Source organism: Kitasatospora sp. NPDC048239 (assembly GCF_043202015.1).
Taxonomy (GTDB): domain Bacteria; phylum Actinomycetota; class Actinomycetes; order Streptomycetales; family Streptomycetaceae; genus Kitasatospora.
This window is the reverse complement of sequence record NZ_JBICZP010000018.1, coordinates 38,402-52,582: the sequence shown is the minus strand read 5'-3', so window position 1 is coordinate 52,582 and position 14,181 is coordinate 38,402. Positions and strand designations below refer to the sequence as shown.

Genomic DNA, 14,181 nt, shown 5'->3' with positions numbered 1-14,181 from the left:
CCCGCGGCCCCCGTCGGCCCCCCGCGCCCCCTTGGTCGAGTGTCGACCCGCGCGCCCCCCGCCCCGGTGGTCGGCCTTATCGCATCGCGCGTTCGAAACCCGCCGGCGTGGCCGACAACCGGCCAAGGTCCCGCTCCAGGTCGGCCGGTGGGCCGTCGCCCGGCCGGGGCGCGGGCCAGCGGGTTCGCCGGGGCGACCTCAGCTGACGAATCGTCAGAGGATGGCTGAATCAAGCCCTTTGTGGTGTGAATATGCCATTGGAATGTTCGTCATATGGAATCCGGCAGTAGCCTTCCGTGTCGAACCCGCCACTCGTCGTGGCGGCTCGGTCGGGTGTTCGCCCAACTCCGACCGTCCCCGAACCTCCGAAGGAGCCCGTGTGCCGGGTATCGACGAATGCCTCTCCGGGGCGATGGCGATCGCCGGCGCCCGTGCCGCGAGCCTGATTGACTGGAGCAGCGGCCTCGCCCTCGGCAGCGTCGGGGTGAGCCCCACCGGCGACCACGAGACCTCGGCCGCGGAGGCAACCGACCTGGTACGGGCGGCGGTTGAGAGCCCGACCTTCACCGGGGCGGAGGACGTCCGGGCACCGTTGCAGGACATCATCGTCACCGCGGGCCGCAGTTACCACCTTCTTTGCTTCATCGATACCGTCTTCGACAGCCGACTCGTCCTGCACCTCTGGTTGGACCGGACCGAGGGCAACCTCGCCGCCGCCCGCTACCGCCTGCAGGGCCTGGCCGAGGAACTGGTGCTCGGGTGACGAATCCGCTTGCGAACCCTGCGGATGGGCGCCGGGATCCCGCCATCGCGTTTCGGCCACAGTGCCGTCCGCTCGCCGATCGTCGGCGGTGGAGGTGAACGCCTCCCCGACCCGCCTCGCCGTACCGGTCCGGCTGCCGCGGACCCCGGCCGAGACGGTCGAGCGGCTGGCCGGCGAGCGCGCCACCGGCGCCCTGTCCGGCCCGGTCGGCACCGTCTACCTCGCCGACGGCCTGGTGGTGCACGCCGAGTCCGAGCTGGCCCCCGACCTGGCCGCGCTGCTCACCGGCTGCGGCCGGATCGCCCCCGAGACCTGGCGGGAGACCGTCCGCCTGTTCGGCCCGCAGGGCGGTGTCGGCGGTGCGCTGCTCGCCCAGCACCGGCTCACCCGGGGCGAGTTGGAGCTCTGCCATCTCGGTGCGCTCTACGACGCCGCGTTCTTCCTGCTCGACGCCGCTACCGCGGGCCCCTGGCACTTCGAACCGGGCGTCCGGCACTGGCTCGGCCCGGTGACGGCGGTCGCCGCCCAGCGGCTGTGCCGGGAGACCGAACGCCGCCGCCGACTGCTGGAGCGGGTCTGGCCCTGGCCGCAGCTCGACACCGCGCCGGTCCGGCCGGCCGGGCAGCCGGACGGCCGGGAGGCGTGCACCGACCAGGGCGGCCGCGGCCCGCGCCGCCGACCGCCCACCCGGCGCCAGTGCGAGCTGCTCGCCCACGCGGACGGCCGAAGAACCCCGGCGGAGCTGGCCCGGCTGCTCGGCCGCTCGGCCTTCGCGACCGCGGTGGACGTCCGCCGGCTCGCCGCCGCCGGGCTGCTGACCACACCGGGGTGCGAGGTCGCCGGGTGGACGCCCACCGGGCGGCTGGCCCCGCGGCACGCCGCCCCGAGGCCCGCGCCCACCGAGGGCCGGGTGTCCGAGGGCCGGGTGCCCGAGGCGCGTCAGTACGAGGCCCGTCCGCCCGGGACCTCGCCCGGCATCCCGCCGGCGGCCTCCTCGCCGCCCAGGACCGCCGGCGGGCTCCACCGCCGAGTCCCCGGCGCCACGCTGGCCGGGCTCGCACCGGCAGACACCACCCGCTCCGCCCGCCCGCCGACCACGACCACGGCAGCGGCGAACCCGCTGATCGCCCCCGACCCGGACATCGCGCTGCTGACCCGGGTCCGAATCCTTCTGGAGGCCCGACTTTGAACCACTCTCCGCCCGCGACCCCGCGCTCGCGGTCATGAGGCGGGCGCTCAAGCAGCGTGTCGGAAGGAGACAACTGATCGCCTTGGAGACCGAGCTGCTCGCCGAACTCCGCGCGCTCAAACACCGGGTACCCCACCTCGCGGGCGGCCTGGTGGCCAGCGTGGACGGCCTGCTGGTCGCGCACGACACCCACGGGACCGAACCCTCGGGCCTGGCGGCGATGACCGCGGCCTCCCTCGGCCTCGCCCAGCGGCTCGCCGACACCACCGGGCAGGGGGACTTCCGCGAGTCGCTGGTCCGCGGCGAGCACGGCTACGTCGCCACCTACGCGGCCGGCGGCAGCTGCGTGCTCACCATGCTGGCGCACCCGGACGTGAACGTCGGCCGACTGCACCTGGAGGCCCGCCGGTCCGCCCAGCGGATCGCCGCGCTCCTCACCGACGCGCTCGCGCCCAAGGAACCCAGGGAGGTGGTCTGACCACCGCCCCCGGATCCTCCCGAAACCCCGCGGGCCGGCCTCACCGGCCACCCCGCACCGTCCGTCCCACACCCCTCAACTGCCGTACCACCGAACGAACTGGAGAAACGACATGACCGACGCAGCCGGCGCGCTCAAGCAGACCATGACCGTGATCGAGGGTGCCATCGGCGCCGCCCTGGTGGACTACAACAGCGGGATGGCACTCGCCACCCTGGACGGTCCCGGCGGAATCGACCTGAACGTCGCCGCCGCCGGGAACACCGACGTGGTCCGCGCCAAGATGCGCACCATGGACATGCTGGGCCTGGGTGACGGGATCGAGGACATCCTCATCACCCTCAGCAGCCAGTACCACCTGATCCGCCCGCTCACCGGCCGCGGCAGCAAGGGCCTGTTCCTCTACCTTGCGCTGGACAAGGGCCGGGCCAACCTGGCGATGGCCCGCCACCAGCTCACCAAGATCGAGTCGGACCTGGAGGTCTGACGCCGGGACGCTCCCCGGTAGGCGGCGGACTGCGCCGTCCGGGTTACGGACCCCGCGCCGCCCGGCGCGGGGTCCGGCCGGATTGTCGGTGCCGTCTGCCAGGCTGACTGCCGTTCAGCCGAGACCACCGAAAGGGTCCCCCGTGTCGTCCACCAAGATCTTCGTCAACCTGCCCGTACGGGACCTCGCCCGGTCCGTGAAGTTCTTCACCGAGCTCGGCTACAGCTTCAACCCGAAGTTCACCGACGAGAACGCCGGCTGCCTGGTGATCAGCGACTCCATCTACGCGATGCTGCTGGTGGAGCCGTACTTCAAGTCCTTCACCGGTCTGGCGATCCCGGACACCACCACGTCCGCCCAGGCGATCCTCGCGCTCGGGCTCGACACCCGCGCGGAGGTGGACGAGCTGGTCGACAAGGCCCTCGCCGCCGGCGCCACGGAGCCCCGCGAGGCCACCGACGAGGGCTTCATGTACGGGCGGAGCTTCGCCGACCTCGACGGCCACCTGTGGGAGGGGTTCTGGATGGACCCGGCCGCCGCCCAGGGCTGAGCGGTTCTCAGGGCCGGGCGGTTCCCAGGCCGTGTCCGACACGGCCTACGGGGCCTCCTGCGCCCACTTCACCTCGCCGCCGGCCAGCGCGGTGCAGACGACGCCGTCCGGCGTGCCCACACTCCAGGGTGCGACCTGCGCGTGCGGCGGCACGGACAGCGTGCCGCCGCCGTCGAAGTCGAGCTCCAGCCCGCCGGCCATCGTCACCTGCGCCGCGCCGACCGTCCGGCCCACCAGCGCGAGCAGCGCGCCCGAGGGCCGGAAGCCCAGCGCCGGGTAGAAGTGCTCCACCTCGGTCGGCGCGGCGAACCGGAAGTCGTGCCCCACCCGCACGGTCACCGGCCCGGCGAGCGCGATGTCGAGCTGGACCCCGCCCGCGACCGACTCCACCCGACGACCGACCAGTATGTCCTCGATCAGGTTCCGCATGCCCCCAGTGTGAACCACCACGGGTACGCCCGGCCCCCGATCGACGAGGCCCGTGATCAACGAGGCCGCGGGCGGGCAGGTTGCGATCGTGGGGTGGCCGGTCAGTCGGCGGGCCGGCCCCCGACCAGCTCGGCCGGGCCGCCCGTCCCGGCCCGGGCGGCGAGCGCGGCGGCCGTCCGGGCCCAGGACGACCCGGAGAGCAGCGCCTGCGCCTCGGCCGGATCGCAGAGCCGCCACTCCACCAACTCGTCCTCGGCCAGGCGGATCCCGGCGAGCTGGGCGTCCGTCACCACCCCGCCGTCGAAGACGTACACCAGCACGGCCGTGTCGCGCCCGTTCGCCGGGTCCGCCGCGCGGCCCGGCAGCCAGTCCAGGGCCAGCAGGCGGCCCGGTGCGCGCTCCCACCCCAGCTCCTCGCGGATCTCCCGCCGGGCCGCCGTCCGGGGCAGCTCGCGGTCCGCCTCGATGCCGCCGCCCGGCAGGACCCAGTACGGCTCCTCGCCCCCGGGCTCCCACGGTTTGAGCCGCACCAGCAGCACCCGGCCGGCCGTGTCCGTGAACAGCATCCGCGCCTTGGCCCGGATCCGCGGCAGACTGGCGATGTAGGTCGCCCGGTCCAACGGGGGCTCCTGCGCCCGGACCGCGCCCTCGGCTAGCGGCAGGCCCGCCAACCGGGTGTACTCGGCGGGCGGTTCGACCGACAGGTGCTCCAGGGTGTGCCCGACCGGCAGGCTCTCCTCCAACTCCAGCGGCCCGGCCGAGCGCGGCACCCGCAGACAGGCACCGACCCGTCGGGAGAGCCGGGGCGGCAGCGCGTGCCGCGCCTGCTCCGGCGTCAGCCAGGTCCAGCCGCCGATCTCCGCCACATCCGGCGTGATCGCGGCCGACTGCTCCGGGGTGAGCGGCTCGGCCCAGTACAGGTGCGCCGCGATGGGCGGACGGAAGTAGTCGACCGCCCAGTCGATGCACGCCAGCGCCCCGAGCCGGGGTGTGAAGCCCAGCTCCTCGGCGATCTCCCGCTCGGCGGTCCGCCGCGGCGACGCGTCCTGCGGCTCCCAGCCCCCACCCGGGACGGCCACCGGATGCCGCTGGTCGTACGGCAGCCGCACTACCAGCACCCGCCCCTGCTCGTCCGGGAACAGCACCCCGGCAGCCGCCAGCAACTCGCGACCCTCACCAACCACGACTTCCTCCACCCCGTCACGACGACGATCCGTACCCACCCGATTCCCCACCGCCACCGCCCCCACGCCCCACCCCCGACAGCGGCGATCGTCGCGACCGTTCGGACGGGCCGGGAGGCGTCCGGCAGACGCGGTTCCGGCCGGCACACGGGGGGTGTGCCGGCCGGAGCCTGGTGCTGGTGCTGGTGCTGGGGCTGGTGTTGCGGGTGGTGGGTCAGTGCCGGCGGCGGGTGCGGCGGGCGGTGAGGAGGAGCGGGGTGCCGGCGGCGATCAGGGCTGCGGCGCCGATCGCGGCGAGGAGTGGGAGTGTTCCGGCCCCGGTGTCGGGGAGGGGGTGGCCGACGGGGGGTTTGCCGTGCGGCGGGGGCACGTTTGCGTGGCTGGGGGTGGGCTTGTGCGTGTGGGTGGGCTCGTGGGTGGGGTGGTGCGAGGGCGACGGGGACGGCGACGGTGAGGGCGAGGGCGAGGGTGAGCCGGGCGGCTGGGTGGCGGGCTTGGCCTCGACGGTGGCCGATGCGGGGGCGGAGGTCACCGTGGTGCCGCCGGGTGCGGTGGCGGTCGCCACCGCGGTGTTGTCGATCCGGCCGAGTTTCAGGTCGTGGACGAGGACGGTGTAGGTGGCGGTGCAGGTCATGGTTGCGCCTGCGGCGAGGTCCGTCGACGGGCAGGAGATCACGGGTGCGGTGCCCTCGCCGCTGAAGTCGGTGTCCTTGACGGAGACCGCGCTGAGGGGGACGTTTCCGGTGTTGGCGACCTGCAGGGTGTAGGTCACGGTCTGTCCGGCGGAGGTCACCGTGGCGGGCGCCGCCGACTTGGTGAGCGTCAGGGCCGGCTTGGCCGTCGTCACGGTCGCGGTGGCGGGCGGTGAGGTGACCGGTGAGCCGGTGGGCGGGGTGCCGGTGGCGGTCGCCGTGTTGGTGATGAGCCCGGCGTCCACGTCCGCCTGCGTCACGGTGTACGTCGCGGTGCAGGTCATCGACGCGCCTGCGGCCAGGTCCGTGGACGGGCAGGAGATCACGGGGGCGGTGCCGGTGCCGGAGAACGCGGTGTCCGTGACGGCCACGCCGGTCAGGTCGACGTTGCCGCTGTTGGTGACCACGAAGGAGTAGTTGAGCACCTGCCCGGCGGTCAGGGTGGTGACCAGGGTGTTGCGGCGGTTGTTGCCGCCCCCGCCGTTGTGGCCGCCGCCGTTGTTGCCGCCTCCGCTGCCGGTGGCGACGATCTTGTCGAGGGTCAGGGCGGGTTTGGGTGATTCGACGGTGGCGGTGGAGGGCGGGGTCGTCACGTCGGGTCCGCTGGGCGGGGTGCCGGTGGCGGTGGCGGTGTTGGTGACGCGGCCGGCGTCGACGTCCGCCTGCGTCACCGTGTACGTCGCCGAGCAGGACATCTGCGCGCCGGGGGCGAGGCTGGTCAGCGGGCAGGTGATGACGGGCGGGGTGCCCGTGCCGGAGAACGTGGTGTCCACGACCTTCAGGTTCGTCAGGGTGACGGCGCCGGTGTTGGTGACGATGAACGTGTAGACGAGGGTCTGGCCGGCCGTCAGGGTGGTGACGACGGTGTTGCGGCGGTTGTTGCCGCCGCCGCCTCCGGTCGAGACCGTCTTGTCCAGGGTGAGGGACGCCTGCGGGCCGGTGACGGTCGCCGTGGTGGGCGGTGAGGTGACCGGTGAGCCGGTGGGCGGGGTGCCGGTGGCGGTCGCCGTGTTGGTGATGAGCCCGGTGTCGACGTCCGCCTGCGTCACGGAGTACGTCGCGGTGCAGGTCATCGACGCGCCCACGGGCAGGTCCGTCGACGGGCAGGAGATCACGGGGGCTGTGCCGGTGCCCGAGAACGCGGTGTCCGTGACGGCCACGCCGGTCAGGTCGACGTTGCCGCTGTTGGTGACCACGAAGGAGTAGCCGAGCACCTGCCCGGCGACCAGGGTGGTGACCAGGGTGTTGCGGCGGTTGTTGCCGCCCCCGCCGTTGTGGCCGCCGCCGTTGTTGCCGCCTCCGCCGCTGGTGGCGACGATCTTGTCGAGGGTCAGTGCGGGCTGTGCCTGCGGGCCGGTCACCGTCGCGGTGGAGGGCGGGGAGGCCACCGGCGAGCCGCTGGGCGGGTTGCCGGTCGCGGCGGCGGTGTTGGTGATCGACCCGGCGTTCGCGTCGGCCTGCGTCACGGTGTACGAGCCGGTGCAGGTCATCGCCTCGCCGGGCGCCAGTGTGGTCAGCGGGCAGGTGATGATCGGCGGCGCCCCGGTGCCGGAGAACGAGGTGTCCGCGACCGTGATCCCGCTCATGGTGACGTTGCCGGTGTTGCGGACGGTGTACGAGTAGCTCAGCGTCTGCCCGGCGGTCAGGGTGGTGACCAGGGTGCTGCGGCGGCTGTTGCCGCCGCTGCCGTTGCCGGACGCGGCGGACTTCTCCAGGGAGAGCGCGGCGCTCTGCACCGCGACCACGAGGAACTCGCTCTGGGTCGTGACCGGCGGGCCGGCGGGCGGGGTGGCGGTGGCGGTGGCGACGGTGCTGAAGCCCCCGGCGTCGATGTCCGCCTGCGTCGCCGTGTACGGCGCGGTGCAGGTCAGTACCGCCCCGATGGCCAGCGGGGTGTTCGGGCAGGAGACCACCGGAGCGGTCCCGGAGCCCCCGAAGGTCAGGAACGACGCGGTGATCCCGGTCAGCGGCTCGTCACCGGTGTTGGTGACCTGCAGCGAGAACGTCACCGCCTCTCCCGCGCGGCTGAGCGTCGCGGGGCTGAGCGAGGGGGCCACGGCCAGGGCGGGCGCCTGCGCGTTGGCCACCGCGCCGAGCGGCAGGCCGGTGGCGAGTACCGCCGTCACCGCCGCCGCCGGGACCAGCCTGCGTAGCAGGCCGGGAATCGCGCGGGCGCGCGACGCCGCTCGCAGACGTCTCCAGCCCTGCGCCGAACCACCCGGCGGCTTCGCCTTGCGGACTCTCATAGCGGTCTCCCGAATCTCGGTTGGAGCGCCCGAGCCCCCGAGGAGCGGCACCCGGATCGTTGTGCCGACCAGGGTCCGCAGGTACAGGGGTGCGGCACCCGACCGCCTTGGGCTGCAGGACGCCGCACAGACCCGGTCGGGCCTTCACACCCATCACCGCGGGCAGCCCCGAGAGGGCCACCGAGCCGCCGATGCGCGCGTCCTCTCGAAAGCATCGCCACCTTCCCCAAGGCCACGTCCTTCGACAGCATCGAAGTGCACCTGATCAGCTGAGACTTTCACCGGATTGGACCGTCAACAGACCAACAGCACCCACCGCCACGAGGACCCTGCCCGTGGCTTCGAGCGGGCCCGTGGAGTGATCCGCCTCACACGCTGTCACAGCGTCGGGTGGTGCGGTGTCTTGTGTCCGAACCCCTTGAAGCGGAGGAGACATCATGGGCGGGAACACCGAGGTGGTCGTGGTCGGCGGCGGTTATGCCGGTGTGATGGCGGCGAATCGTCTGATGCTGCGCGAGGACGTGCGGGTGACGCTGGTCAACGCGCGTGCGGAGTTCGTCGAGCGGGTGCGGCTGCACCAGCTGGTGGGCGGGTCCGACGACGCGGTCGCGGACTTCCGGGAGGTGCTGGCCGGGGGTGTGCGGCTGGTGGTGGACACGGTGGCCCGGATCGATGCGGCCGGGCGCGCCGTGGTGCTGGAGGGCGGCGGACGGCTGGGTTACGACTACCTGGTGTACGCGGTGGGCAGCGGGAGTGCGGATCCGGGGGTGCCGGGGGCGGCGGAGTTCGCGTATCCGGTGGGGACGTTGGAGGACGCGCAGCGGTTGCGGCCGGTGCTGGAGGCGGCCGGGTCGGTCGGGGTGACGGTGGTCGGTGGTGGTCCGACGGGGATCGAGACGGCGGCGGAGCTGGCGGAGGCGGGCCGCGCGGTGACCCTGGTGTGCGGCGGGGTGCTGGGTCCGTATCTGCACCGGCGGGGGCGGCGGTCGGTGGCGGGCCGGCTGGCGGGGCTGGGCGTGCGGGTGCTGGAGGGTGCGGGGTCCAGGGTGGTGGAGGTGACGGGCGAGGCGGTGCGGTTGGCGGACGGGCGGTCGGTGCCCAGTGGGGTGACGGTGTGGACGGCGGGGTTCGGTGTGCCGGATCTGGCGGCGCGCAGCGGGTTTCGCACCGATGCGCTGGGGCGGCTGCTGACGGACGAGACACTGACGAGTGTGGACGACGAGCGGGTGGTGGCGGCGGGGGATTCGGCGGCGCCGTCGGGTGTGCCGTTGCGGATGAGCTGCCAGGCGGCGATTCCTCTGGGTGCGCGGGCGGCCGATACGGTGCTGAGCCGGATCGCGGGGGAGCGGCCGGCGGTGCTCGGTGCGTCGTTCGCGGGGCAGTGCATCAGCCTGGGGCGGGGTGGGGGGATCTTCCAGTTCGCGCGCAGGAGTGATGTGGCGGTGGGGTTGCACATCGACGGCGGGCTGGGTGCGAGGGTCAAGGAGCTGGTGTGCAAGGGCACGCTCAAGCACCTGGCGGGGGAGGCGGGCAAGCCCGGTTCGTACGGTCTGCACCGCGCCCCCGGAGGCGCCAAGCAGCGGCAGCAGCGGCTGCAGGCCGGGCCGCAGCAGCCGTCGGCGCACGACGAGGCACCGGCCGCCGCGGAGAGCAGCCGGCCGCGCGTCGCCGATCCGGTCTGACCGCGCCGAAGCGCCTGTTGTGCGGCGCCGGGCGATCGCCGGGCGCCGCCGCGCGGTTCGCCGCGGGCCGGGGGGCCTGGGTGGCGGTCCGTCACGGACCGGCCTCAAGGTGGCCTGCCTTGGTGTGTTTTGGTGCGTCTTGGCACGTCACAGCCGTGCGCAGGTGGTGTCCCGCCCTCCGTCGCACCAGACGGGTGGGCCAGAATCGAACGGCTGTCAACGCAAGAGGACCCGGCTGTGGATGCACGTCCGAAGGCCTTCGGCAACCAGGGCCGGCCGCGAGGAAGAGGGATCGAGATATGAGCGACCAGGCCTCCGACCCGGCGACCGAGAGCTTCGTCGCCCACCGGAACCTGCTGTTCACCGTCGCCTACGAGATGCTCGGCTCGGCGTCCGACGCCGAGGACGTCCTCCAGGAGACCTGGCTGCGGTGGGTCAAGGTCGACCTGGGGCACGTGCAGGACCAGCGTGCCTACCTGGTCCGGATCGCGACCCGGCAGGCGCTCAACCGGCTGCGCACGATGAAGCGCCGCCGGGAGACGTACGTCGGACAGTGGCTGCCCGAGCCGATGCTCACCGCGCCGGACGTCGCCGAGGACGTCGAGCTCGCCGAGAGCGTGTCGATGGCGATGATGCTCGTCCTCGAAACCCTCTCCCCGACCGAGCGCGCCGTCTTCGTGCTGCGCGAGGCCTTCGACGTCGGCTACGACGAGATCGCCGCCGCTGTCGACAAGAGCCCGGCGGCCGTCCGTCAGATCGCCCACCGCGCCCGGCAGCACGTCGACGCCCGCCGTCCGCGCCAGGCGGTCTCCCAGAGCGAGACCCGGGCGGTGCTGGAGTCGTTCCAGCGGGTCCTCGAAACCGGGAACACGCAGGGCCTCCTCGACGTGCTCGCCCCCGGGGTCGTCCTGGTGGGCGACGGCGGCGGCGTCAAGCGGGCCGCGCTGCGGCCGGTCGTCGGCGCGGATAAGGTGGCGCGTCTCATGGCCGGCGGTCTCGTCAAGAACGACCGCTCGATCACCGTCGCTTTCACCGTGGTCAACGGCAACCCGGCACTGCGCATCCTCCTGGACGGCGAGATGGACGGCATCATGGCGGTCCGTATCGAGGACGCCCGCGTCACCGGCCTCTACTACGTCCGCAACCCCGAGAAGCTGAACCGCGTCGAGACCGAGACCTCGCTCACCCTGCGGTGAACCCCCCTTGGCCTACCGGCCACTCGGGGACCAGCTGAGGTCTGGACCTCACGCGTCCACGGCTCTGCGCTCCCGCCACGACCGGGAGCGCAGAGCCGTGGCCATCGGGCGGGGTGCGTCACCCCGCCCCTGGCCGTTGGGTCCGTCTTCAAACCCGCGTCTGAGGGGCGGCGTTGGGGCGCGCGCCCCAGTCTTCGGCCGGGAGGTGCCCCCACCGCAGTGGCTCCCTCCTCCGCCTTGCGATGCGCGCACCCCAACGCCGCCCCGTCCGCCCTCCGGGCGCGCGACGGGGGTTTGAAGACGCCCTAGACCAGCTTCCACGAGTGGTCGTCGTTGTCGCTGCAGTAGTACAGCGTGAGGCGGGCGTTGTCGCCGCCGGTCCGCACGCCGTCGACGTCCAGGCACAGGCCGCTCTTGAGGTTGACGATCCAGGAGCCCCCGCCGCCGCGCGGCAGCAGCCAGAACTGCTGGTTGTCGCCCGAGGTGCCGTCGCAGGTGAACTCGCTGACCGTGGCGCCGGCCTCCACCGCACCGTAGTCGTGGACGTCCAGGCAGAGCTGGTCCTTGGCGTTGCGGACGGTGTAGACGGGGTAGCCGTTGCTGGTGGTGCCCTGGAGGTCCCAGAAGAAGAGCTGGTTGTCACCCGAGGTTCCGTTGCAGGTGTACTCGTTGACGGGGCCGTTGATCCTGCCGGGGCCGAAGTCCGGGAGGTCGGCGCACTTGGTGGTGACGGTGTTGTACAGGAGGTACGGGCCGTAGCTCGCGCTCGCGTTCGCGGCCTGGCCGGTCGCGGTCGTGCGGGGCTCGGTGGCGGCCTGGGCCGCAGGTGCGGTACCGAAGGACAGGGCGCCGAACACGGCGGCGGCACCGAGTGCGGCGCCGGCCCTGCCCGCGAAGCTCTTCCTGCTCATCGAACTCCTCCAGTGGTGAACGGGTCGGTACTGGTGTCCGGCTCGTCGAGGCAGCACCGTTCGCGTCGGCGCGAAGCTGTGCCGGCAGCGGGCTCCCGCGTGACGGCCGGTTCGGCCGTGCATCTCCAATGCTCGGCGGCAACTGCACCGAGGCGCACGCTACTTCGGCCTGTGCCGAAGGTCCGGTAGCCTTGTGCGGCTGCGGACGGCACGGCGGTGGCCCTGCCAACGAAGGCCTGGCGCCGGATACTTGCGGGGGTGGGCGTGCTGCGCGTTCATTTCACGGCCGACGACCTGTGCAGCGTGACGCTGATCAGCCGACTCCCGCAGCTGGGTGAGGCGGTGCTGAGCGTGCAGGCGCTGCGCCGCAACGACCAGCGGCAGCGGTTCGACGCCTGGCGCCGTAGCCTGCGCGGGAACCTGCCGGCGAAGGTCGGACCACTGCTGGACCTGGTGCCCGCGTACGGCTGGATCCCGGACTTCCTCACGTCCACCAGGGACAACGGAAGCGTGCGCGACGTACTGGAGGCCATCCGGGCCGTTCCGCGGCGGCAGCTGACGGCGGATCTGAACCGGCTCGCCTCCGTGCACCCGTTACCCGGGTGGGTGCGCGGGCTGGCCGACGGCGACCCGGACGCGATGAACGCGGTCACCGGCGCGCTGGCCGCGTACCACGACCTGGCGATCGCTCCCCACGCCCGCCGCATGCAGGCCGCTCTCGACGTGGACCTCGACCGGCGGGTGACGACGCTGCGCAGAAACGGCGTCGGTGCACTGCTCGCGGGACTCCACCCCGCCCTGCGCTGGCAGTCACCCGTACTGACGGTGCCCGCCCCGTTCGGCCGGGACATCCACCTGGCCGGGCGTGGCCTGACAGTGGCCCCCGTCGTGTTCGGCGGACCGTTGCCGCGGCTTCTGGTCGGCGACCGCGACGACCGGCCGGTGCTGATCTACCCGCTCGCGTTCGACGGCGTCGCCAACCCGCTCACCCGGCCCGCACCGGACGGCCGGCAGCAGCGCGCGGCGAAGGCCCTGGGAACGGTGCTGGGCGCCACCCGGTCCGCCGTCCTGCACGCCGTCGCCGCCGCGCCCGGCCTGAGCACCTCCGAACTGGCCGACCGGGTCTCCGTCTCGCCGGCCTCGGCCTCCGAACACGCCACCAGCCTGCGCGATGCCGGACTCGTCACCAGCCGCCGCGAACGCAACCGGGTCCTGCACTACCCGACAGCCGCCGCCACCACCCTGCTCAACGCACCCCACACCGTACCGCCGCACGCGCCACCGACGGGACCGCCACCCCGCTGCAACGGCGACGCACCCAAGCCGCCGCGCACCTCCTGACCGACAGCCGGGCCATCGGCCGACACCGGGTGGCCGGCATTCGTCCGCACCCCCTCAAGGGCAACTGCCAAAGCCCCGAATTGGCCGGCGGGTTGCCTGCTCCCTGCGGTCCTAGCCTGGGCCCGAGCCCGAGGGCGGGACTGCGGTTCCTACCCAAGGGAGTTGAGGGCGGCCGCCGCCGCTCGGGCCATCTGCTCGTCGTAGCGGCCGGTGCCGCCCCGGAGGCGGGCCAGGCCCTCGGCGGCGGCCAGGGCGAGCAGGCCGGGGAGGAGATCGGTGCTGCGGTCGACGACCCAGCGGGTGCCCTTGGTGGCCATCCACCACAGGTCGGTGGCCAGCCCGGGAGGCGGTTCGGCGGGCTCGGCGACGGGTGCTGGGCCGAGGGGGCGGCCGACCGTGGCGAGTTGGCGGTGGAAGCCCCGGGCGATCAGGTGGTGCCCCTCGGCGCTGGGGTGCAGCCGGTCGACGCTCAGCAGTCGCCGTTCCGCCGACCACGGGAAGTCGGCGATGTGCAGGTGCACGGCCCGGTGTCGCGTGGACAGTGCGTGCACCACGGTGTTCACCGCCCGCATCCGCCGGGCCAGCGGGCGGGCCAGCGGTTGCGGCAGCCGCAGCAGGGTGCCCGGATCGGGCAGGCAGGCGGTGAGCAACACCGCGCCCCCGGCGGACAGTTCGCCCAGCGTGGCATCCAACTCAAGCGTGGTGCGCCGGATGTCGAAACCGGCGCGCAGGGTGTCGTTGCCGCCGACCACCACGGCGGCGACGTCGGGGCGCAGGGCCAGGGCGGCGGGCAGTTGCTCCGCTGCGAGGTCGCCGGCCAGGGCGCCGCTGCGGGCGAGGTTGCTGAACTCGATGCCCGTCTCCGCCGGTGCCAGCGACAGCGCCAGCAGCGCCGCCCACCCCCGCCACCCACTGCCCACCGGATCGCCGACCCCTTCCGTCAGCGAATCCCCGAGTGCCACGAACCGCACCGGCTCCCCGGTCCGCCGGTTACCTCCGCCGACGCCCCGGGTCCGCCCCGCCTGTGCGGATC

At 73.4% G+C, this 14,181-nt stretch carries 13 protein-coding genes; 8 read left to right on the top strand and 5 right to left on the bottom strand.

Annotated features, from left to right (window positions below; genetic code table 11):
- Positions 1 to 379 precede the first annotated feature (379 nt).
- The 5 genes from ACGFZP_RS33785 (at position 380) to ACGFZP_RS33765 (ending at position 3,467) form a co-directional block, all read left to right on the top strand.
- Positions 380 to 763 carry a hypothetical protein gene (locus tag ACGFZP_RS33785; RefSeq protein WP_392940245.1) on the top strand — a complete coding sequence of 128 codons (384 nt, stop codon included), beginning with the start codon at positions 380 to 382 and terminating at the stop codon, positions 761 to 763.
- 94 nt (positions 764 to 857) lie between these two features.
- Positions 858 to 1,952: a hypothetical protein gene (locus tag ACGFZP_RS33780; RefSeq protein ID WP_392940243.1), complete on the top strand. Its 1,095-nt coding sequence runs from the start codon at positions 858 to 860 to the stop codon at positions 1,950 to 1,952.
- An 82-nt stretch (positions 1,953 to 2,034) separates the two neighbouring features.
- The gene (locus ACGFZP_RS33775; protein WP_392940241.1) at positions 2,035 to 2,430 is read left to right on the top strand and encodes a roadblock/LC7 domain-containing protein; all 396 of its coding nucleotides are present in this window, start codon (positions 2,035 to 2,037) and stop codon (positions 2,428 to 2,430) included.
- A gap of 112 nt (positions 2,431 to 2,542) precedes the next feature.
- Positions 2,543 to 2,917 carry a hypothetical protein gene (locus tag ACGFZP_RS33770; protein ID WP_392940239.1) on the top strand — a complete coding sequence of 125 codons (375 nt, stop codon included), beginning with the start codon at positions 2,543 to 2,545 and terminating at the stop codon, positions 2,915 to 2,917.
- Between the two features lie 142 nt (positions 2,918 to 3,059).
- Positions 3,060 to 3,467, top strand: a complete 408-nt coding sequence (locus tag ACGFZP_RS33765) for a VOC family protein (protein WP_392940237.1) — start codon at positions 3,060 to 3,062, stop codon at positions 3,465 to 3,467.
- A 45-nt stretch (positions 3,468 to 3,512) separates the two neighbouring features.
- Here the strand turns inward: ACGFZP_RS33765 and ACGFZP_RS33760 are convergent, their stop codons facing one another.
- The 3 genes from ACGFZP_RS33760 to ACGFZP_RS33750 all read right to left on the bottom strand — a co-directional run bounded on the left by ACGFZP_RS33760 (position 3,513) and on the right by ACGFZP_RS33750 (position 8,018).
- A complete protein-coding gene (locus ACGFZP_RS33760) occupies positions 3,513 to 3,896 on the bottom strand; it encodes a DUF6188 family protein (protein WP_392940236.1) in 384 nt (127 codons plus the stop codon).
- Positions 3,897 to 3,997: 101 nt separating this feature from the next.
- Positions 3,998 to 5,080 (bottom strand): NUDIX domain-containing protein, encoded by a 1,083-nt coding sequence (locus tag ACGFZP_RS33755; RefSeq protein WP_392940235.1) that lies wholly within the window; start codon positions 5,078 to 5,080, stop codon positions 3,998 to 4,000.
- Positions 5,081 to 5,294: 214 nt separating this feature from the next.
- A complete protein-coding gene (locus tag ACGFZP_RS33750; protein ID WP_392940234.1) occupies positions 5,295 to 8,018 on the bottom strand; it encodes a hypothetical protein in 2,724 nt (907 codons plus the stop codon).
- Positions 8,019 to 8,455: 437 nt separating this feature from the next.
- Here ACGFZP_RS33750 and ACGFZP_RS33745 point away from each other — a divergent pair, with 437 nt between their 5' ends.
- Both ACGFZP_RS33745 and ACGFZP_RS33740 read left to right on the top strand, forming a co-directional pair.
- Positions 8,456 to 9,700 (top strand): NAD(P)/FAD-dependent oxidoreductase, encoded by a 1,245-nt coding sequence (locus ACGFZP_RS33745; protein ID WP_392940232.1) that lies wholly within the window; start codon positions 8,456 to 8,458, stop codon positions 9,698 to 9,700.
- 299 nt (positions 9,701 to 9,999) lie between these two features.
- On the top strand, positions 10,000 to 10,896 hold the full coding sequence (locus ACGFZP_RS33740; RefSeq protein ID WP_392940231.1) for an RNA polymerase sigma-70 factor: 897 nt from the start codon (positions 10,000 to 10,002) through the stop codon (positions 10,894 to 10,896).
- Between the two features lie 305 nt (positions 10,897 to 11,201).
- Here the strand turns inward: ACGFZP_RS33740 and ACGFZP_RS33735 are convergent, their stop codons facing one another.
- A complete protein-coding gene (locus ACGFZP_RS33735) occupies positions 11,202 to 11,807 on the bottom strand; it encodes an RICIN domain-containing protein (protein ID WP_392940229.1) in 606 nt (201 codons plus the stop codon).
- A gap of 216 nt (positions 11,808 to 12,023) precedes the next feature.
- Here ACGFZP_RS33735 and ACGFZP_RS33730 point away from each other — a divergent pair, with 216 nt between their 5' ends.
- Positions 12,024 to 13,148 (top strand): helix-turn-helix domain-containing protein, encoded by a 1,125-nt coding sequence (locus tag ACGFZP_RS33730; RefSeq protein WP_392940227.1) that lies wholly within the window; start codon positions 12,024 to 12,026, stop codon positions 13,146 to 13,148.
- A gap of 149 nt (positions 13,149 to 13,297) precedes the next feature.
- On the opposite strand, the gene ACGFZP_RS33725 is transcribed toward ACGFZP_RS33730, so the two are convergent.
- A complete protein-coding gene (locus tag ACGFZP_RS33725) occupies positions 13,298 to 14,110 on the bottom strand; it encodes an SGNH/GDSL hydrolase family protein (RefSeq protein WP_392940225.1) in 813 nt (270 codons plus the stop codon).
- Positions 14,111 to 14,181: the final 71 nt, after the last annotated feature.